The following is a 19,329-nucleotide window of genomic DNA, read 5'->3' as shown; positions in this document are numbered from 1 at the left end:
TTATGTATCTGTTTTTTAATTATTTTAAATACTTTTTAAATGCTTCTACAATAGCAATTAGTTCAAGTTGTTTAACTTTTGACTCCAAAGAGTCCGGAGTTTCATTTTCATTTAGAGTAAGTCTTTTTTGTAAAATTATTTCTCCATCATCATAATTTTCATTTACTACATGAATTGTAACACCGCTCTCTTTTTCTTTGCCCTTTACTACGGCTTCATGCACAAAATGTCCGTACATTCCTTTTCCCCCATATTTTGGAAGGAGTGCGGGATGAGAATTTATAACTTTAAAGTTATCGGTCACATTTGGTGAGAGCTTTTTCATGTAACCTGATAAAAAGAGATATTCGCATTTATACTCTTTTAAAAGTTGTTCTATTTTTTTATCCGGATTTTCATCTGTTTTTGCGTTTACTATAAAATTATTGATTTTATGCTTTGTGGCATTTTGCAGGGCAATGGCATCTGGATTATTTGATATAACGAGAACGATTTCAATATCCAGTTCTTTTTTTTGAGATGCTTCATGTAGAGCATTAAAACCGCTTCCATTATACGATGCCAGTATTGCAACTTTCTTCACTAAAGCTCTTTAACCGTTTTTTTAAATAAATCGCCTCTGTGTGCGTATGAAGTAAACTCATCAAGACTAGCAGCCGCAGGAGAGAGAAGAGCTACTTCATTATCTTTTAAATTTTTATCTATTTTTTCAACCGCATCTATAAGATTTTTACAAAGGTTACATGTAACTTTGTACTCTTTTGCCAGATTGAAGAGTTTTTCTTTATTTGAACCGATTGCATAGATTGTAACGTTGCATGTTTGCAGATAGACAAACAGCTCATTCAAATCGACACCTTTGTCGTCACCGCCTAAGATAAGATGTACATGTAAATCTTTATAACGTTTTAACGCTACTATAGTCGCATCAAGGTTTGTGGCTTTTGTATCGTTTACCCATAGACGACCTTTAGCGTCGCATAACTCCTCTTGTCTGTGCGGATCAATTACAAAAGTGTTTATTTTTTCATAATCAACTCTGTCAAATAAAATTTTATCGACTGCCATCGCCAAAAGAGCATCCATCAAAAAAGCTCCCTTAAAATTTACTTTGTTAATTTCTATCTCAAAGTACGCTGCCAAATCATTTTCATCTTTGTATGTAATTACATGTGCAGAAGTTTTTATATCTTTATATGTATATGGAATTATCGCAATTTCACCCTCACGCATTTTAGCAACAGGTTTTAGTTTAGCTTCTATATAGTTATCCATATCCCCATGCCAACTTAGATGATCAGGTGTTATAGGCAGTAAAACGTATATATTAGGCACAGCTTTATTTGTATAGTGAATCGTAAAAGAGCTGGTTTCAAGTATCCACATATTTGCTTGTTTGTCTAATTCTCCGAGAGGTCTTCCTATGTTTCCCCCCTCTTGTGAGCCTTTGTCGCTTAATAGAAATTGCATCATCTGTGTCGTGGTAGTTTTTCCGTTTGTTCCGCTTATCCAAACGCAAAGAGGAGACTCTTTTGCAAAGCAGTCATACTCACTTATTAGATTTCTCGCTTTTTGTATTAGCGGGTTTGATGGAGCAATTCCGGGGGATGGAATCTCCAAATCTGAGTAAATTGGGTTAAAATCAGATGATGGTTTTATTTTAAAACCGTTTTCATCCGTAAATGGTTTTACACATTTGTCGTCATAAAAGATTGCATGCGGATATAGCTTTATCAATGCTTTTGTTGTTTTTCCATAACCAAACAGAGATACTCTTTTCATTAGCGAATCTTTAGCGATATCAGAGCAAGAATATTTGAAAGTATGGCAATTATCCAAAATCGTACAATTATTTTGTTCTCTGCCCAATGTTTCATCTCAAAATGGTGATGGATAGGAGCCATTAAAAAAACTCTCTTTTTTCTAAGTTTATAGCTTCCGACTTGTAATATTACGGATAGAGTCTCTATTACAAAAATCAAGCCGATTAGAAGAAGTAAAATCTCACTCTTAGAGATAATTGCAAGATAACCTAAAAATGCACCTATCGTAAGAGAGCCGCTATCACCCATAAAAACTTCGGCCGGGTGACAGTTGTACCATAGAAAACCGGTTAATGCACCGACTAAAGCACTTGAAACAATTGCAACTTCTCCAATATTTATATTTGGCATCAATAAATATGAGCTAAAAGTAACATTTCCGGTAATGTAAATAATAATACTAAAAGAACCAAGTGCAGCTATGGAAGGAACAGTTGCAAGTCCATCAAGTCCATCTGTTAGATTTACGGCATTTGAAGTCGCTATGATTATAATTACCCAAAAGATGATAGCATACATCTGCATGTCAAAGATAGGATTTTTTAAAAAAGGTATATATAGATTTGTATTAAAATCAGAAACAAGATATAAAAAAATAGAAATAACTAATGCAAAAGCACTTTGGAGCATTAGTTTGGTTCTTGCTTTTAGTCCTGCTAGGTTTTGATTTTTTTTGATTTTTGCAAAATCATCTTTAAATCCTATAAAAGCAAATAAAATAAGAGTAATTACTGCGCCTACCGCATAGACATTAGAAAATTTTATGCTTAAAACAGAGGCTAAAATAGTAGCGGCAATAAAAACTATTCCACCCATTGTAGGAGTCCGTGCCTTATCTTTGTGTCTATCCGGAGCCCATTCATTTATCGGCTGCACACTCGATGTGCTTTGTGCCCATTTGATAAAGCGAGGCATTAATAAAAGTGTAAAAAATAGAGCTAAAAAGAAAGATATTCCGGCTCTTATAGTTATATATCCAAGTAAGTTTATGTTTAATATTTCAGAGAGCCAGTATAGCAAAGTGGGGTATCCTTGTAAAATAAAAATGACATTATAGTATAATTGCATAAAACTTTTGTTAGAAGGATAAAAATTGACAAAAAAAGCTGTTTTAGTCATAACGGACGGTATCGGCTACTGTTCAAAGACAGAATACAATGCATTTTATCATGCAACAAAACCGACTTATGACAAACTATTTTCAAATACTCCTCACTCTCTGATTGATACTTACGGACTTAGTGTTGGACTTCCTGAAGGTCAGATGGGAAACTCTGAAGTAGGACACATGAGCATAGGAAGCGGTAGAATTTTATATCAGGATTTAGTAAAAATATCTCTAGCACTTAGTGAAAACAGATTTAAAGACAATGAAGAGTTCAAAAATCTTTTAGATAAATCGGATAGGCTTCATATCATCGGGCTAATGAGTGACGGCGGTGTTCACTCACACATAGACCAGTTTATGGGGATAGCCGATATCGCGGCAAAAGAGGGTAAAGAAGTTTTTTTGCACCTTATAACAGACGGTAGAGACGTCTCTCCGACTTCTGCACAAAGATATATCAAACAAGTTGAATTGCATTTAAACGAGAATGTGAAAATCGCTACAATAAGCGGTCGTTTTTATGCAATGGATAGAGATAACCGCTGGGAAAGAGTAGAGAGAGCTTATGAAGCTATAATAAATGCGACTCCAAAAACAGACTATGAACCCTCAGGATATATAGGCTCATCTTATGCTCTTGGAGATACGGATGAATTTGTTGCTCCAGTGGCATTTGAGGGCTATGATGGGATGAGAGACGGAGACAGCGTACTGACAATAAACTTTAGAAGCGATAGAATGCGAGAGATGGTAACTGCTATTGCAGATAAAAATTTTAGCTGGTTCTCAAGAGTACATGTAGATGTAAATCTTGCAACGATTACCGAGTATGATAAGAGCTTCTCTTACCCGGTTTTGTTTAAAAAAGATGCTCCGCAAAATACTCTCTCAGAGATAATTTCAAAAGCAGGGCTAAGACAGCTTCATACGGCAGAGACAGAAAAATATGCACATGTAACATTCTTTTTTAACGGAGGAATTGACGAACCTTACGAAAATGAAACAAGAGTTTTGATTCCGTCTCCAAATGTAAAAACTTATGATGAGAAGCCAGAAATGAGTGCAAAGAAAGTCGGTGATGTTGTATTAAAAGCTATGGATGATGAGTTTGATTTTGTGGTAGTTAATTTTGCAAACGGCGATATGGTAGGGCATACCGGTAATTTTGAAGCGGCAAAGAAAGCAGTAACTGCGGTAGATAGTGAGCTTGGCAAAATTTTACAAAAAGCAAAAGAGATGGACTATGCGGTTGTTATTACGTCAGATCACGGAAACTGTGAAGAGATGAGAGATAATGATGGAAATATCTTGACAAATCATACCGTTGGAAAAGTGTGGTGTTTTGTTGAAGCAGACGGAGTAAGCAAAGTTGAAAACGGCGGATTAAATCATATCGCACCTACTGTTTTAAAACTTATGAATATTGAAGTACCATCTGAGATGGATCACAGTCTAATCTAAAAAATATAAGGAATAAAAAAATGAAATTTAGCGGAAAAAATGTTTTAGTAACCGGTTCAAGTCGCGGTATAGGTGCAGAAATTGCAAAAGTTTTAGCAGGTTATGGGCTTAAAGTTTGGATAAACTACAGAAACGGCGCAACAGAGGCGGATAAAGTGAAAGATGCTATCGAAGCCTCAGGCGGAAGTGCAGCGGTAATCGGTTTTGATGTAAGCGATGAAGATGCATTCGTTGATGCAATTAAGACTATTGTTGATTGTGACGGAGAGCTTAGTTATCTTGTAAACAATGCAGGGATTACGAACGATAAACTGGCAATTCGTATGAAGAGTGAAGATTTTATGTCAGTTATAAATGCCAACCTTTTATCATGTTTCATTGGATGCCGTGAAGCTATGAAAGCAATGAGAAAGAAAAAATTCGGCTCAGTTGTAAATATTGCTTCAATTGTCGGTGAAACAGGCAACGGCGGACAGACAAACTACTCTGCAAGTAAGGGCGGAGTAATTGCTATGACAAAAAGTTTTGCAATAGAATCGGCAACGAGCGGTATTCGCTACAACACCGTAACACCCGGTTTTATAGCAACAGAAATGACGGATGTTTTAAGTGATGAAGTCAAAAGCAGTTTTACTTCCAAAATACCTATGGCACGTTTTGGAAATCCTAGTGAAATAGCAGAGGCGACAGCCTTTTTACTCTCTGACCACTCTAGCTACATTACGGGAGAGACACTCAAAGTAAACGGCGGAATGAATATGGCGTAAGTCATATTTTACTCTATCAAAACACTTTGATTAGGGGCTTAAGTATTCAATATTTTATTTTTTTGCTGTTAGTTTATTTAAGTTAAATATGCTACAATTACGAGATTTTACATATAAAACATAGGAGCTAGAATGGCACTTTTAGACGATATTAAAGAAGTAGTAGTAGAACAATTAGGCGTAAATGCTGACGAAGTAAAAGAAGACGCGAAGTTTGTTGAAGATTTAGGTGCTGACAGCCTTGATGTAGTTGAATTAGTAATGGCACTTGAAGAGAAATTCGATATCGAAATTCCTGATGATGAAGCTGAAAAAATTCAAACTGTTAAAGATGTAGTTAATTATATCGAAAGCAAATAATTATCTAAAAATTCTACTGAGTAGCCCTCAGTAGTAAATATTTTTTAATAGCTAGTTTTCTGGTTATTTAAAAGTATTTTATATATTTATACGGAGATTTTAATGAGAAGAGTTGTAGTTACTGGTTTAGGCATGATAAATGCAGTTGGAAATGATAAAGAGAGTTCTTTTAAAGCTATTTGTGATGGCGAATGCGGAATTGACACAATCACTCTTTTTGATCCAGAAAATTACAGTGTTAAAATTGCAGGAGAAGTTAAAAACTTTGACCCAGAGACTGTTATGGCTCCAAAAGAGGTAAAGAAAGCTGATAGATTTATACATCTTGGACTAAAAGCAGCTCAAGAAGCTATGCTTGATGCAAACTTGCCTGAAGATACGGATATGGAAAGATTCGGTATTAGTGCAGGTTCTGGTATCGGCGGACTTCCGTCTATTGAGAAAAATTCCATTATTATTGAGACAAAAGGTCCAAAAAGAATCAGTCCGTTTTTTATTCCTGGTGCTCTTGTAAATATGCTTGGCGGTTTTGTCTCTATAGAACACGGAACAAAAGGTCCAAACCTTTCAAGTGTTACCGCATGTGCTGCGGGAACTCACGCTATAAGTGAAGCTGTTAAAACTATTATGTGCGGTGGAGCAGACAAGATGTTGGTAGTCTCTGCAGAGTGTGCGATTACAGGAGCAGGTGTTGGCGGTTTTGCTGCTATGAAAGCGCTTTCAACTAGAAATGAAGAGCCGAAAAAAGCTTCTCGTCCTTTTGACACAGATCGTGACGGTTTTGTTATGGGTGAAGGCGCTGCAGCACTTATATTAGAGAGTTATGAAGATGCAATTGCTCGTGGAGCAAATATATATGGCGAAATTATAGGTTTTGGCGAAAGCGGAGACGCTAACCATATTACAACGCCGAGCCTTGACGGTCCTTCGCGTGCTATGAGGGCAGCATATAAAATGGCAGGTAATCCTAAGCTTGATTATGTAAATGCACATGGGACAAGCACTCCTATAAATGACAAAAATGAAACTGCGGCAGTAAAAGAGTTGCTAGGTGGAAAAGAGAATTGTCCCCCGATGAGTTCTATTAAAGGGCAAATCGGTCATTGTCTTGGTGCTGCAGGCGGTATAGAAGCTGTTACATGTTTATTAGCAATGCGTGATGGAATTATTCCTCCGACAATAAATTATGAGACACCTGATGAAAATTGTGATTTAGATATTGTTCCAAATAAAGCAAGATATGCCGAGCTTAATACAGTAATGAGCAACTCTTTTGGTTTTGGTGGAACAAACGGTGTGTTAATTTTTAAAAAAATCTAAGTACAAGGATTTATTTTGGCAACATATTTAGATTTTGAGAGCAAAATTAAATTTATTCAAGAAGATATTATATCTGCACAAGTTCGCCATGATGAAGGTGCAGTAGAATCTCTCAAGGCAAACTTAGACAAAGAAGTTTCAAAGATATTTAATAACCTATCTCCGTTTCAACAGCTTCAGCTTGCGCGTCACATAGATAGACCATATGCGCTTGATTATATTAATCTAATTATGAGAGATAAATATGAGATACATGGAGATAGACATTTTCGTGATGATGCTGCTATTTTATGCTATCTTGGCTACATAGGCAATGAAAAAGTTATGGTTATAGGCGAACAAAAAGGTCGCGGAACAAAAAATAAAATAAAAAGAAATTTTGGTATGCCTCATCCGGAAGGGTATAGAAAAGCACTTCGTGCGGCAAAATTGGCTGAAAAATTTCATATTCCTGTCCTTATGCTAATTGATACTCCTGGTGCATACCCAGGTATCGGAGCAGAAGAGAGAAATCAGAGTGAAGCAATTGCTAGAAATCTCTTAGAACTCTCAGCCCTCAACACACAAACGGTCTCTGTGGTAATAGGTGAAGGCGGAAGTGGTGGAGCATTGGCAATAGGTGTTGCCGATAAATTTGCTATGATGAGATACTCTGTATTTAGCGTTATTTCGCCTGAGGGGTGTTCTGCAATATTATGGAATGACCCGGCAAAAGCAGAGGCGGCCACAAATGCTATGAAAATTACAAGCGGAGATTTAAAAGAGTTAAAGCTAATTGATGACATTATTGATGAGCCGTTAATAGGTGCACATAGAGATAAAGAAGCCGCTGCTGTTGCAATAGCTGATTATTTTCTAAGTGAGCTTGCCAAACTTCGTGAAATGTCTAATCAAGAAAGAATGGATATGAGATACAACAAGCTTGTGAGTGTGGGCGCATTTAGCGAATAGGTATTTTCAAATCTCTTTTAACAAAGGGTCAAATTTAGGTCTTTTTAACCTTTTTGCCTCTTTTGAAAACTTTATAAAATCTTCAACAGTTTTTACATCTTTATCTAAATTTGCAAGTGATAATTTAAAAAGCTCATAAGTTGTTATAACATCGCTCATAGCTCTGTGATGAATTGCATCAGGATTTAGATCAAATGATTCATTTAAGTAAGAGAGAGCATATCTATATGACTCAATTGTTCTTTCAGCCAATGATAGTGAGCAAAGACTTCTGTTTAGAAGCGGAGCAAGTCCTATTTTTTGCATACTAAGAGATATGAATTTATAATCAAACTTCACATCATGCGCTATAAAAACAGCGTCTCCTAAGAAATTTTTGAAATCATACATTACTTTTTTAAGAGTAGGTGCATCTTTTGTATCTTCTACAGTGATACCTGTTATTTCCGTAATGTGTTGATTTATCTCATGACACTGAACGAGTGACTCATAACTGTCTATAATTTTTCCGTTTTTAACTTTTACTGCAGCAAGCTCTATTATCTGATGTTTATCTATTTTTGAGCCGTTAGTTTCAATATCTACTATACAAAATTCTGCATCTTCTATGGAGATAAACTTTGTTGCAAAGAAAAATGATCCTTGCTGTTTTAAAATCTCTAAGCCCTGCGAATGCCAGAGTTCAAGAGAAAAGTCTAAGTCGTCATCAATCTGCTCTCTTAGTGTTTTTGAGGAGAGTCCTATTGAGGATAATTTGTGAATACTTTTAGCATCTAGTGAAAAATCATTAATAAGCATCTGCTACAACTTAGTTTTTTGCATTTTTTATAAATTCCATAACCCTATTACTATCTTTTTTACCATAAGAGAATTCTACTCCGCTACTGACATCAACACCGTAAAATCTATACTGCTTTACTAAAGATACATTTTGCGGAGTTAATCCACCGGCTAAAATAATTTTTGAACAATCAATATCTTTAAACCATTCTAGATTAAGTTGTTTTCCTGAGCCGCCGTATGTTTCGCAATAAGTATCTACAAGTCTATATTCATCACTAAATTGCAATATATCTTTAGGCTCTTTTGCCCGTATAACCTTTATGTAAGGAACAAAGAGTTGTTCGTACAGTTTATCAGGAGCGTCAAAATGGATTTGAGCTAAAGTTGCTCCTGCTTCTTGGCAGTATGAATTTATTACTTGGGCATCACAGTTGACAAAAAGGGCTACTTTTTCAACAAAAGGAGGTAATTTTTTTATAATCTTTCTCGCATCAGACGGTGAAATGTATCTAGGAGATTTTTCATAAAAAACAAATCCCAACGCATCTGCACCTGCTTCTATTGCTTCCATTGCATCTTCATAAGATGTTATACCGCAAATTTTACAACGCATTAGATTTGTAGGCTCTCTATGGCTTCTTTTTTGTTTGAATGGTTAAACACATAACTTCCGGCGACTACAATATCAACACCCGCATCTTTTAACATGTGAATATTTTTATCACTTACTCCGCCGTCAACTTCTATAAGGCATTTTGGATTTATTTTATCTCTCATAGCACTTAATCTTTTTGCTTTTGGTATAACGCTCTCAATAAAACTTTGTCCTCCAAACCCAGGATTTACACTCATTAACAAAACCATATCTAAATCTTGTAAAAGATACTCTATAGCTTCAGGTGGAGTATGTGGATTTAAAACGATAGCCGGCTTTATACCGAGTGAGCGAATTTTTTGAATAAGCCTGTGAGGGTGTTTTTCCTCTTCTATATGAAAAGAGATATATTCAGGTTTTAGCGGAGCAAAAAGGTCAACAAAAAAAGTGTTGTTTTCAACCATGAGATGAATGTCAAGCGGCTTAGTTGCACACTTTGCGATTGCTGATACTACAACAGGTCCTATCGTCAAATTCGGAACAAAATGCCCATCCATTACATCTACATGTACAAAATCGCATCCTGCTTTACATATAGCCTCGATATCTCTTTGTAGATTGCCAAAATCTGCGGATAAAACACTAGGAGCTACTTTCATTAACTCTCCTTTATAAATGGCGCGATTATACAGTTTTGTATCTTTTATCTTGTTAAGAAAAATAAAAAAGTATCTCCGTTAAAGGACAAATCGACCTGAACGCCTTTTCTATTTTCAACAACCTCAAGCAGACTATCAACGTCATGATAAGTTCTAGGAAGTGTTATATTAACACTTATTCCTTCGTCAGCAAGAAGGGTTTTAATTTTTCCGCCTACAATATTTACAAGCTCTGCAAGAGTATCTAAAATCATCTCTAAATCATCAGTATTTTCTCCTATCAACAACTCACATGCTTTTTTTGCTATACCAGATGGAAAAATCAAAACAACCATGCCGTCAATATCGCCGTAATAGCCGATAGAACTTGCAATTTTTCCCTCTTTATTGTTTATAATTAACTTTTGCACACTAGCAGACTCTTTTATCGCTTTTGCATTAGTCATCATCTCAATCGTAATTACGGTAGCATCGATAAATTTCGGTAACTCCGTTACATTTTCTTTATTTAATACTCTTTTGTTTTTTACATTTGATGCACTGCTAGCACCTAGCTCCTTTAGGAGTTCTTTATTTTGGAGGATATCGTCCATTTGTTCGTAAAAAAGTATTCCCGAATCTTCTAGTGTATCTCTAAATGTTTCAGGTGCTTTGTCAAACTTCATTCCTACAAAACAGATAGTGGCGTTATATTCTGCAGCAGAACTAGCAAGCCTAGAAAAAAAGTTAAGAGCATGTATGTTCATGCTAATTACTTTATAGGCATCAAATATAAAAAGTCTAAAGCCTACGTTTAGTGAGTTGTTGTGGTACTCTATATTAAACTTATTGCTTATTTCGACATCTAAAAACATAGAAATAGTATATATAATAGCGTTTCCTGTTACTCTTGTTGCGACCTTTTGTCCCATCTGTCCTAAAAAGGTTGAATCAATAATATAATCATATAGATTTGTTTTCTCTTTTTTATCATCAAACTCTTCAAGAGATTGAGCAATAATGGTATTGTGTCCATTATCATGCAATTCTATTGCAATTGCAGTACGCTGAGATCTATCACTGCTGTATATTAAAATATTTTTATTTTGATTTTTAAAGCTGGATGAAAAAAGATAAGCTATATCCAAAGTTTTAAAAAGTGAAAAATATATTTCATCTTGATAAAAATTTTTTATGGCAACATACTTTTTACGGTCATAATCGCAAAAGCCGACCGCTGCATGATTATTTTTACGAATTTTGTAAAAAAGTTTTATAAAAGTATCTAAACCGTTGCGATTAAAAAAAACAACTTTTTTAAGTGAAACCAAAATCATATCAACTTTTAAATTGACGGTTGCCTCAATATCTTCAATACATAAAAAGGCTCCTGCACTATTTCCGTCTAAAAAACCTTGAGGAGAAAAAACGGCAATTGAATTTTTAACTACGGGCTTCATTGAATCTCCATAAGCGATGCAAATTCATTATATATATCTTCAATATACTCAATCTGAAAATCGACAAAATCGTTTAACCTTGCTTCTATAAAAGCAGGTTTAGATAGTTCATAAAAGAGCAGAAGGTGCATCCATTTTCCAAGTTGATTAATCTCTTTATTGTCCGATGGTTTGACTCCTGATGAAGCTTGAACTATTTGCGAGATTTTTGAATCCATTTCCCACTTTTGTGCTATTTGCTCACAAACATCAAAGAGACTGACTCCGCAAAGACGAATTAAAATTGTATTAAAATCAAGAGCTTTTGTTGTTCTTAAAAGATTTACATCATCAATTTTTTGAACAAATAGCGCCTCGGTTACTATAATACTTGCCGGAAGTAGGCTAATAGCGGCATATATATTTTTATCATCAATTTTTAGATGCTTTAGTATAGTCTCCCACTTTTTTGATAAATTTGCTTGAAGTTCATGGAATAACTTGGCATTTAATTTAAATAAAACCCATTTATTAGGGCTTAAAAGAGATATCATGTAGTTGTATAAAGTCTGTTGCGAGAGAGAAACCCCAAGAATGCCAAATATCTGAGAGATATCGCTAACTTCATTTTTAAAACCGTAGATAGGCTTGTTTACAATGTTTTTAAGATATGCTTTAAGTGCCAAGTCGCCCTCGGCAACTTTTGCAGCTTTAGTAAGTTCGCCTACGTTAAGAAGTGAAATTGTCTCTTTTAGAATTTTTGGCGAAGGCGGTATTTTTTCTATGAAGCTCTCTATTTTGTCTTTTGTTATCATTTTGCCGCATTATAGTTGATTTTGTCTATTCTATCTACTTATGGATAAAATAATTATAAAAATACAAAAGAAACGTAATTGTATTTACCCTTAAGCAGAAGTTTTGTTTGGGCTTGTTATAATTCGCAACTTTAAAACCTAATATAAGGAAGCTAATATGGCAAGAAAATGTGCTATAAGTGGCAAAGGCCCAATGAGCGGAAACAATGTTTCTCACGCTAAGAATAGAACAAAACGTCGTTTTTTATTAAATCTTAGAACAGTACGTATTACTTTAGAAGACGGTACAACTAAAAAAGTTAAAATCTCTGCAAGAGAGCTACGCACACTTAAGAAAAACTCTTAAGATAAATTAGGAAATTAACTTGAATCTCTTAGAGAAGATTCGAAATTTTCTACATTGGGAGTCATCTCCCAAACCTCATGTAACACTCAATAATGAGTTTTATTCCCAACTTTTACCTTTTAGAACACCGCTTATTTTAATCCAAATGCTTATGCTTGTAGGAACTTTGGGTTACATATACATAGAAGATTACACGATAATGGATGCTATATTTCAATCCGGATATACATTCACTACTGTTGGATTCGGTTCATTAAAAGAGGAAGAGTTTTCAGCGGTAGGTCAAATATTTACCGTAACTCTTATAATATTGGGTTTTACGGTTTTTACGGTTGCCATCGGTATTGTAGTCGATGTTGTTAGAAAAGGCGACCTTAGCAATATAATGAAGGAGAGAAGAATGTTATACAGTATAGCAAGACTTAAAAAGCACTTTGTTGTATGTTATCACAATGATTATACTCTTGAAGTGACAAAAGAGTTAAGGAAAAATCATATACCTTTTGTAGTAGTTGACCCAAGGGAAGAGATTCATCAGTGGGCTCAGCAACATAATTATACGACATATTTGAAAGCAGAACCTCATGCCGAACTTACAATGCTAAAAGCGCATCTCTCATCTGCAAAAGGATTGGTAACGTTATCGGCTTCGATTTCAGATAATATTGCTTTGATAGCTTCGGTTAGATTGTTTGAAAAAGAGCATTTTTTGCCAAGACCATACTATGTAATCTCATCGGCAGAGAGTGCCAGTGATGTTGAAAAATTAAAAAAGCTAGGAGCTGATACTGTTGTTTCTCCTACAAAACTAACAGCTCAAAGAGTTAGTGCAATGGCGGCTCGTCCGGATATGGAAAATCTGCTTGAAGAGTTTTTGTATCAAAGTGACAACCCTTTGGACATGGAAGAGATTGAAGTGCCTAAATATAGCTGGGCAGTTTTAAAAAAACTTAGAGAGACTCATATTAGAGAAATAACAAATACTTCCGTAGTCGGAATTAGAAAAAAAGACGGTAAATTTGCCGCTATGCCAAAAGGCGATGTTCTTATTACAAGTGAGTGTAAACTGCTAGTAATAGGTACACAAAAAGGTATTAGCGTAACTAAAGAGCTTTTAAGAAGAAGAGATAAGCCAAAGGAGCTGAAATTTGTATAATATAGTTTATTCACAAGGTGGAGTTTGTTTAAGTGATGGTTTTTTTGCCGATGGCATTAGTGCCGGTCTAAAAAAAGACGGTGCAAATGACATGGCATTTATATACAGCGACGTTGAGTGTGTCGTAGCCTCGGTTTTTACAACAAATAAAATGTGTGCCGCACCGATTAGACATTTTCGTTCTATGGGTGACTTTAAGAGTAATTTTATAGTTATTAACTCTAAAAATGCAAATGCAATGACGGGAGAAGCCGGAGTAGAAGATATAAAAGAGGTACTCTCTACATGTAAAGATAGTGTGAAAAATCCCATTATGAGTTCTACGGGCGTAATAGGCGTAAGGCTTCCAAAAGCTAAAATTATTGAGGGTATGAAACTTTTTGATTTGAGTAAAAAAGATTCAAATAGTGCCTCAAAAGCGATAATGACGACAGATACATTTGCAAAAGAGATAGCATTTAACGTAAAACTTGATGATGGAAGCAGTTTTAATATAGGGGCAATAGCAAAAGGTGCCGGGATGATAAACCCTGCAATGGCTACAATGCTCTGCTTTATCACGACTGATGCTAAGGTATCAAAATCAGATATGCAAGAAGCTCTTGATGAGGCAGTAAAAACCACTTTTAATGCAATAAGCGTGGACGGCGATACCTCTACAAACGATACTGTTTTACTTCTTGCAAACTCTAAAAGCGGTGCTTACGATAAAGCAGCATTTGCCGAGGCTCTCTTTAAAGTAATGCACTTTTTAGCACTAGAGATGGTAAGAGACGGCGAGGGTGCTACAAAGTTGGTAACCTATAAGGTAACTGGTGCTAAAGATGACAAAGAAGCTGAAATAGCTGCAAAAGCACTTTCAGATTCACTTTTAGTCAAAACTGCGTTATTTGGCGAGGACCCAAATTGGGGGAGAATTGCTTCGACCATCGGAGCAAGCGGAGTAGAGGCTTATGAAGATAAGCTTAAAATATCGTTTGATAATCTTTGCGTTTACGATAAAGGCAATATTTATTTTGATGCTGAGATGGAAAAAAAGTGTGCAGTTGTTATGCAGCATCAAAAATTTACTATTAGTTGTGATTTAGGTATAGGTAATGGCAGCTTTAAAGCGTATGGATGTGATTTGGGACATGAATACGTTAAGATAAATGCGGATTATAGAACTTAGTTACAAAATTGACATGTGATAAATTTTCACATGTCATTTAGCCGAGTGTTGGCAGATTCCACGCCTTTTTATAAGCAATCAGTCTAAGTGCTATGCTAAGTAGTGCGGTAGAGACAATCGTAAATTCATTGATATAATCAAACATATTTAAAATACCAAGTAAAAGAGCGACTATAACTGCTATGGAGCCGTAAAAGTCACTTACTAAAACTGATGGTACTTGATTTATCAAAATATCTCTTGTAACCCCACCGCCCATTGCAGATATAAAACTTAATATAATAATTCCAAAAAAATTATACTCTGCATTTATTGCAAGAATGGCACCCGTTATGCTAAAAGATACAAGGCCGATAGTGTCGCTTATAACAAATATCCATTTTTTCTCAAATGATGGTTTTTGGTATATTTTAAATGTATAAACAATTATAAGCGTAATCAAAAATGTTAAAGCAGGGTAGAGATACGAAAAAGCAAAAGGCGTTGCATTTAAAATTGTATCTCTAATAATTCCTCCGCCAAAAACCGTTAATGTCGAAGCTATTAATATACCTAAAATATCTAAGTTATTTTTAATTGCTATCAAAAAACCGCTGATACTAAAAGCGATAATGCCGATAATATCAGCGTATATAAAAAACTCCGGCATAGTCTATTTTTGATAGTGAGATTTAAACTCTACATATCTATTAGCTGAAGCATATAGCTCTTTTACCTCTTCATCGCTCAACTCTCTTATAACTTTTGCCGGACTTCCCATAATAAGTGAACGAGGGGGGAATACTTTATTTTTTGTTACAAGTGCGCCTGCTCCTACAATCGACTCTTTACCTATTACTGCGCCGTCAAGTATTGTAGCGCTCATTCCGATTAGACAAGCATCTTCTATAGTACATCCATGAAGCATAACGCGATGACCTATTGTTACGTCATTGCCTATTATAGTAGGATATCCGTCGCTTCTATCAGCCTTTTTATGATGTGTAACATGAACCATACTTAAATCTTGAATGCTTACCCTATCCCCGATTGTTATGTAATGAACATCGCCCCTTATTACCGTGCCAAACCAGATAGAACACTCTTTCCCGCATGTTACGTCTCCTACAACGTCTGCAGAAGGTGCAACCCAAGTTCCTTCTCCTAGTTTTGGTTCCATATCTTTAAAACTGTATAACATCTCAGCGCTCCTCCTCAATAAATATATTTGAAGCAAGCTGCTCAACCGAACTTGCACTCTCTTTGGCTATTGCTTTAGATACTCTGTTTACATAATCTTCCAAATGTTTATGGTTGTTTATAGTTTTGCTATCGTCATTTTTTATTTTGATGTATGAACCGTCGCTTTGAAGTTCATGTGCTAAAGTATTGTCTGCACATTGAAGTTTTAATATTTGGATGATTTTATCTTTGGCTTTATCATCCTTAATCGCAGTTAAGAGTTCTATACGTCTCATCAAGTTTCTAGGCATCCAGTCGGCACTTGAGATATACACTTTTGTCTCATCGTTTTTAAAATAGAATGTTCTTGAGTGTTCAAGATATTTTCCCAAAATTGAGATAACTCTTATATTTTCGCTAACTCCTGCAATATTTGGTTTTAAGCAACACACTCCGCGTACGATAAGGTCAACTTTAACACCTGCTTGACTAGCTTTATATAAAGCTCTAATTACGTCATCATCCACAAGAGAGTTGAGTTTTGCAATTATTTGACCGTTAGAACCTTTTCTTGTCTCGTTTTGAATTAGAGATAAAATTTTAGGTTTTATCTGAGACGGTGACATGTAAAGCTCGTTAAGTTTACCTTTTTTGCTAAAGCCTGTTAAAAAATGAAAAAATCTAGTCATATCGTTAGTAATTTCATCTTTAGATGTCAAATAGCTCATATCCGTATATATTTTTGAAGTAGCAGGATTGTAGTTACCGGTTCCTAAGTGTGCGTACTGCTTTAGTTTTCCGTTTTTTCTTCTTGTTATAAGTGTTGCTTTTGCATGAACTTTAAAACCTTTGATTCCGTAAATAACATGTGCGCCTGCTTTTTCAAGTGCTTTTGCCCAGATAAGGTTGTTTTCCTCATCAAATCTAGCTTTTAGTTCAACCATAACGGTAACCTGTTTGCCTGATTCGCTTGCATTCATAAGGGCTTTTACAATTGGCGAATCCGTTCCTGAGCGATAAAGAGTCATTTTGATTGATACTACGTCAGGGTCTTTTGCAGCCGTTTGAATCAGCTGAATTATCGGGTCAAAACTCTCGTAAGGATGATATAGCAAGATATCTTGTTTCTCTAAAGTCGTGAATATATTTTCACTGTTTTCTAGTGGCGGTAGAGTCTTCGGCTTGTATGGAGCCGCTAAAAGATGTGCAAAATTTTTATTTGAGACAATCTGCCAAAGACTAGATAAATTTAAAAAAGTGTGGAATTTATATATATCATCTTGATATACGTTTGTATGACGATTGAAAAAACTTACTATTTCATCATCTCCGTTTATTCCTACCTCGAGTCTAACCATAGCACCTTTTCGGCGAAGTTTCAGTCCTTCTTCCAAAATCTCTAAAAAGTCGTCTGCTTCCTCTTCTTCTATCTCAATATCAGCATTTCTGGTTACTCTAAATGCAGCATACTTTATAAGAGTATAACCTGGGAAAAGGTCTCCGATATGTTGTGCTACAACACTTCCGATTGGGATATAAGTTCCGTTATCAAGCTCTATAAATCTCTCTAAAACCCTCGGAACGCGAACAATACCGAATCTCTCTATAGAGCTGTTGTCGCTGTCGCTTAATTTTACGATAAGACCGAAGCTAAGGTTGTTAAGATGCGGGAACGGGTGTGTCGCATCAACGGCAATAGGAATTATAACTGGATATATATTTTCATTAAAATATCTATTTAACTTATGCTTTTCATTTTGGTTCAGTTCGTCATAGTATTTGACTCTGATACCCTCAGGCTCTAGCTTTTTTAAAATACCGTTTAAACAGTGTTCAACTACTTGTTGTTCTTGATGAAGATATTTTCTTATTTCACGAAGTTGTTGAAGAGGTGTAAGTTTGTCTGCACTTGAGACTATTATACCTGCAGTAAAGAGTTTTTTAAGACCTGCTACTCTAATCATGTAAAACTCATCTAGGTTTGTTCCATAGATAGCTAAGAACTTAAGACGTTCCAAAAGCGGAAGCGACTCATCCTGAGCCTGTTTTAAAACTCTCGTATTAAATTGAAGCCATGATAATTCACGGTTGTTGTACAAGTCCGGATTTTTGAGATTTAACATCATAAAACCTTATAAAAATAATTTTTAATAATAAAAGGAATTATATCCAATAAAGGTTACTTTATGATTGCAGTGCCTCTCCAATTAGCGCTATGATAGATTGTAACTCCATTTTTACGGGCATAAAATCTCATCAAAAGTTTTTGCAAAGTCGGTTCAATTGAGGGATAAAACCAAGCATTGTTGCTTGTAGCTACAACAAAATCTACATCTCCCTCATAAATTTCTTTACATGTAGCCTCATAACATATAGCATTTCTAAACTTTACTCCTTTAATTGTAAAATCGGTAGGTTCTGTGGCTGTTTTAAAATCAGATGCTCCTGCGAAAAAAACATCGTTTACATATTTTTTAATAAACGAAGGAAGCGGAATATACTCCCCAAAAGGAACTAAAACCAGTTTTTTTGCTACTTCAAAATTTCCCTCGTTAAATATATAAGTTACGTTATAGTGCTTAGTACCTTCTCTTAAGAGTGAGCCTGTAACGATTGCAATCTCATTTGATAGAACTTTTAGTTTATCTATAACCGCCGGTGCTTCGTTCATGTAAAACGGAAAAACAGATTCAGGCAAAACAACTACGTCATAGTTTTCCTTTATTGCACTGCTTATTTCCGAGAAAATCATTTTAATCGTCAAAGCAAGATTCTCTCTCTCCCACTTTTGATCTTGATTAATGTCTGTAGCGACAAGCTTTATTTTAAGAGGAGCATCTTTTTGAATAGGATAATTAAAATTTAATGCAAAGAAAAGAAGCAAAAGAGGTAAATATCTATATGTCTTTATGTAGTTTGGAGCAGAGAGAGCTAGAAGTATTATTGCAAGCTGATATTTAAAAACGCCAAAATAACTATCTACAAAAAGAAGTTCGATTTGAAGCCAGTTAAAATCAACAGGTTCAAAAAAACTTAAAGCAAAAAGGAAAACCGCTCTAAGAGCCACACTGTTTGTAAGAGCTAAAACACCAAAAAACAACATGTAAACAGTTGCAAATATTAATGTGATAATAGGAGATAGATATCCGACACCGTTATATTTAAAACTGTATCCAATCCAGTAAAACCAAAGTAAGCCTATAAAAAATCCGGCTATTAAAACTGCTCTTTTTGGTATGTATAAAAGAAGTGCTAAAGAGAGAATACCAAAAATAGTATTTAATATTTTTATTGTAAATCCAAAATTTTCCAGATATAAAAAAGCACTAAAAAGAAGTGAAACTATAACTCCAACTGTTAAATCAAATAGTATGGGATTATATTTAATTTTAATGTTTTTTAGTTTTTCAACCATATTTAAGCCTTGTTTATGAT

The 19,329-nt window shown here is 35.1% G+C and carries 20 protein-coding genes; 8 read left to right on the top strand and 12 right to left on the bottom strand.

Annotated features, from left to right (window positions below; translation table 11 throughout):
* Positions 1-19: 19 nt before the first annotated feature.
* The 3 genes from A2530_RS05080 to mraY are packed head-to-tail and all read right to left on the bottom strand — an operon-like array spanning position 20 to position 2,843.
* A complete protein-coding gene (locus A2530_RS05080; protein WP_294886234.1) occupies positions 20-583 on the bottom strand; it encodes a phosphoribosylglycinamide formyltransferase in 564 nt (187 codons plus the stop codon).
* Entirely contained in the window at positions 583-1,782 is a 1,200-nt protein-coding gene (gene murD / locus A2530_RS05075) for a UDP-N-acetylmuramoyl-L-alanine--D-glutamate ligase (protein ID WP_294886233.1), read from the bottom strand. The genes A2530_RS05080 and murD overlap by 1 nt, the downstream gene beginning before the upstream one ends.
* Positions 1,782-2,843 (bottom strand): phospho-N-acetylmuramoyl-pentapeptide-transferase, encoded by a 1,062-nt coding sequence (gene mraY / locus A2530_RS05070; RefSeq protein ID WP_294886231.1) that lies wholly within the window; start codon positions 2,841-2,843, stop codon positions 1,782-1,784. Before mraY ends, murD begins: the two co-directional genes overlap by 1 nt.
* Before the next feature lie 73 nt (positions 2,844-2,916).
* On the opposite strand from mraY, the gene gpmI reads away from it, so the two are divergent.
* The 5 genes from gpmI (at position 2,917) to accA (ending at position 7,790) form a co-directional block, all read left to right on the top strand.
* Complete coding sequence (gene gpmI, locus A2530_RS05065) at positions 2,917-4,392, top strand: 2,3-bisphosphoglycerate-independent phosphoglycerate mutase (RefSeq protein ID WP_294886229.1); 1,476 nt, start codon at positions 2,917-2,919, stop codon at positions 4,390-4,392.
* Positions 4,393-4,412: 20 nt separating this feature from the next.
* A complete protein-coding gene (fabG, locus tag A2530_RS05060; RefSeq protein WP_294886227.1) occupies positions 4,413-5,159 on the top strand; it encodes a 3-oxoacyl-ACP reductase FabG in 747 nt (248 codons plus the stop codon).
* 132 nt (positions 5,160-5,291) lie between these two features.
* Positions 5,292-5,519 (top strand): acyl carrier protein, encoded by a 228-nt coding sequence (acpP, locus tag A2530_RS05055; RefSeq protein ID WP_294886226.1) that lies wholly within the window; start codon positions 5,292-5,294, stop codon positions 5,517-5,519.
* A 102-nt stretch (positions 5,520-5,621) separates the two neighbouring features.
* Positions 5,622-6,839 carry a beta-ketoacyl-ACP synthase II gene (locus A2530_RS05050; protein ID WP_294886224.1) on the top strand — a complete coding sequence of 406 codons (1,218 nt, stop codon included), beginning with the start codon at positions 5,622-5,624 and terminating at the stop codon, positions 6,837-6,839.
* Positions 6,840-6,854: 15 nt separating this feature from the next.
* Positions 6,855-7,790 carry an acetyl-CoA carboxylase carboxyl transferase subunit alpha gene (gene accA / locus A2530_RS05045; RefSeq protein ID WP_294886222.1) on the top strand — a complete coding sequence of 312 codons (936 nt, stop codon included), beginning with the start codon at positions 6,855-6,857 and terminating at the stop codon, positions 7,788-7,790.
* A 6-nt stretch (positions 7,791-7,796) separates the two neighbouring features.
* On the opposite strand, the gene A2530_RS05040 is transcribed toward accA, so the two are convergent.
* Genes A2530_RS05040 through A2530_RS05020 form a run of 5 tightly spaced genes read right to left on the bottom strand, consistent with a single transcriptional unit; the run spans position 7,797 to position 12,060 of the window.
* Positions 7,797-8,588 carry a 3'-5' exonuclease gene (locus tag A2530_RS05040; RefSeq protein ID WP_294886220.1) on the bottom strand — a complete coding sequence of 264 codons (792 nt, stop codon included), beginning with the start codon at positions 8,586-8,588 and terminating at the stop codon, positions 7,797-7,799.
* A gap of 10 nt (positions 8,589-8,598) precedes the next feature.
* Positions 8,599-9,186 carry a phosphoribosylanthranilate isomerase gene (locus tag A2530_RS05035; protein WP_294886218.1) on the bottom strand — a complete coding sequence of 196 codons (588 nt, stop codon included), beginning with the start codon at positions 9,184-9,186 and terminating at the stop codon, positions 8,599-8,601.
* Positions 9,186-9,827, bottom strand: coding sequence for a ribulose-phosphate 3-epimerase (gene rpe / locus A2530_RS05030; RefSeq protein WP_294886216.1), 642 nt, complete (start codon positions 9,825-9,827; stop codon positions 9,186-9,188). Before rpe ends, A2530_RS05035 begins: the two co-directional genes overlap by 1 nt.
* Before the next feature lie 44 nt (positions 9,828-9,871).
* Positions 9,872-11,266, bottom strand: coding sequence for a chemotaxis protein CheX (locus tag A2530_RS05025; protein ID WP_294886214.1), 1,395 nt, complete (start codon positions 11,264-11,266; stop codon positions 9,872-9,874).
* Entirely contained in the window at positions 11,263-12,060 is a 798-nt protein-coding gene (locus A2530_RS05020; RefSeq protein WP_294886212.1) for an HDOD domain-containing protein, read from the bottom strand. The genes A2530_RS05025 and A2530_RS05020 overlap by 4 nt, the downstream gene beginning before the upstream one ends.
* Before the next feature lie 157 nt (positions 12,061-12,217).
* Between A2530_RS05020 and rpmB the strand changes: the two genes are divergently transcribed.
* From rpmB to argJ, 3 genes are read left to right on the top strand one after another with little or no spacing between them, the layout of a single operon-like run.
* The gene (rpmB, locus tag A2530_RS05015) at positions 12,218-12,406 is read left to right on the top strand and encodes a 50S ribosomal protein L28 (protein WP_294886210.1); all 189 of its coding nucleotides are present in this window, start codon (positions 12,218-12,220) and stop codon (positions 12,404-12,406) included.
* Positions 12,407-12,425: 19 nt separating this feature from the next.
* A complete protein-coding gene (locus tag A2530_RS05010; protein ID WP_294886209.1) occupies positions 12,426-13,562 on the top strand; it encodes a TrkA family potassium uptake protein in 1,137 nt (378 codons plus the stop codon).
* Positions 13,555-14,733: a bifunctional glutamate N-acetyltransferase/amino-acid acetyltransferase ArgJ gene (argJ, locus tag A2530_RS05005; RefSeq protein WP_294886208.1), complete on the top strand. Its 1,179-nt coding sequence runs from the start codon at positions 13,555-13,557 to the stop codon at positions 14,731-14,733. The genes A2530_RS05010 and argJ overlap by 8 nt, the downstream gene beginning before the upstream one ends.
* A gap of 37 nt (positions 14,734-14,770) precedes the next feature.
* Here argJ and A2530_RS05000 read toward each other — a convergent pair whose 3' ends face one another.
* From A2530_RS05000 to A2530_RS04985, 4 genes are read right to left on the bottom strand one after another with little or no spacing between them, the layout of a single operon-like run.
* Entirely contained in the window at positions 14,771-15,382 is a 612-nt protein-coding gene (locus A2530_RS05000; RefSeq protein ID WP_294886205.1) for a TRIC cation channel family protein, read from the bottom strand.
* 3 nt (positions 15,383-15,385) lie between these two features.
* Positions 15,386-15,913, bottom strand: coding sequence for a gamma carbonic anhydrase family protein (locus A2530_RS04995; RefSeq protein ID WP_294886203.1), 528 nt, complete (start codon positions 15,911-15,913; stop codon positions 15,386-15,388).
* A gap of 1 nt (position 15,914) precedes the next feature.
* Positions 15,915-18,017: an RNA degradosome polyphosphate kinase gene (locus A2530_RS04990; RefSeq protein WP_294886202.1), complete on the bottom strand. Its 2,103-nt coding sequence runs from the start codon at positions 18,015-18,017 to the stop codon at positions 15,915-15,917.
* A 56-nt stretch (positions 18,018-18,073) separates the two neighbouring features.
* On the bottom strand, positions 18,074-19,309 hold the full coding sequence (locus tag A2530_RS04985) for an apolipoprotein N-acyltransferase (protein WP_294886200.1): 1,236 nt from the start codon (positions 19,307-19,309) through the stop codon (positions 18,074-18,076).
* Between the last annotated feature and the right edge of the window lie 20 nt (positions 19,310-19,329).

Source organism: Sulfurimonas sp. RIFOXYD2_FULL_34_21 (assembly GCF_001830805.1).
Classification (GTDB): Bacteria; Campylobacterota; Campylobacteria; order Campylobacterales; family Sulfurimonadaceae; genus Sulfurimonas.
This window is presented reverse-complemented; position numbering and strand designations above follow the sequence as displayed.

What these genes read in the sequence shown, in the direction of transcription:
- murD (WP_294886233.1), bottom strand. Translation starts at nt 1,782, where the DNA reads ATGAAAAGAGTATCTCTGTTTGGTTATGGAAAAACAACAAAAGCATTG.
- fabG (WP_294886227.1), top strand. Translation starts at nt 4,413, where the DNA reads ATGAAATTTAGCGGAAAAAATGTTTTAGTAACCGGTTCAAGTCGCGGT.
- acpP (WP_294886226.1), top strand. Translation starts at nt 5,292, where the DNA reads ATGGCACTTTTAGACGATATTAAAGAAGTAGTAGTAGAACAATTAGGC.
- A2530_RS05050 (WP_294886224.1), top strand. Translation starts at nt 5,622, where the DNA reads ATGAGAAGAGTTGTAGTTACTGGTTTAGGCATGATAAATGCAGTTGGA.
- A2530_RS05040 (WP_294886220.1), bottom strand. Translation starts at nt 8,588, where the DNA reads ATGCTTATTAATGATTTTTCACTAGATGCTAAAAGTATTCACAAATTA.
- A2530_RS05035 (WP_294886218.1), bottom strand. Translation starts at nt 9,186, where the DNA reads ATGCGTTGTAAAATTTGCGGTATAACATCTTATGAAGATGCAATGGAA.
- rpe (WP_294886216.1), bottom strand. Translation starts at nt 9,827, where the DNA reads ATGAAAGTAGCTCCTAGTGTTTTATCCGCAGATTTTGGCAATCTACAA.
- A2530_RS05025 (WP_294886214.1), bottom strand. Translation starts at nt 11,266, where the DNA reads ATGAAGCCCGTAGTTAAAAATTCAATTGCCGTTTTTTCTCCTCAAGGT.
- A2530_RS05020 (WP_294886212.1), bottom strand. Translation starts at nt 12,060, where the DNA reads ATGATAACAAAAGACAAAATAGAGAGCTTCATAGAAAAAATACCGCCT.
- rpmB (WP_294886210.1), top strand. Translation starts at nt 12,218, where the DNA reads ATGGCAAGAAAATGTGCTATAAGTGGCAAAGGCCCAATGAGCGGAAAC.
- A2530_RS05000 (WP_294886205.1), bottom strand. Translation starts at nt 15,382, where the DNA reads ATGCCGGAGTTTTTTATATACGCTGATATTATCGGCATTATCGCTTTT.
- A2530_RS04995 (WP_294886203.1), bottom strand. Translation starts at nt 15,913, where the DNA reads ATGTTATACAGTTTTAAAGATATGGAACCAAAACTAGGAGAAGGAACT.
- A2530_RS04990 (WP_294886202.1), bottom strand. Translation starts at nt 18,017, where the DNA reads ATGTTAAATCTCAAAAATCCGGACTTGTACAACAACCGTGAATTATCA.
- A2530_RS04985 (WP_294886200.1), bottom strand. Translation starts at nt 19,309, where the DNA reads ATGGTTGAAAAACTAAAAAACATTAAAATTAAATATAATCCCATACTA.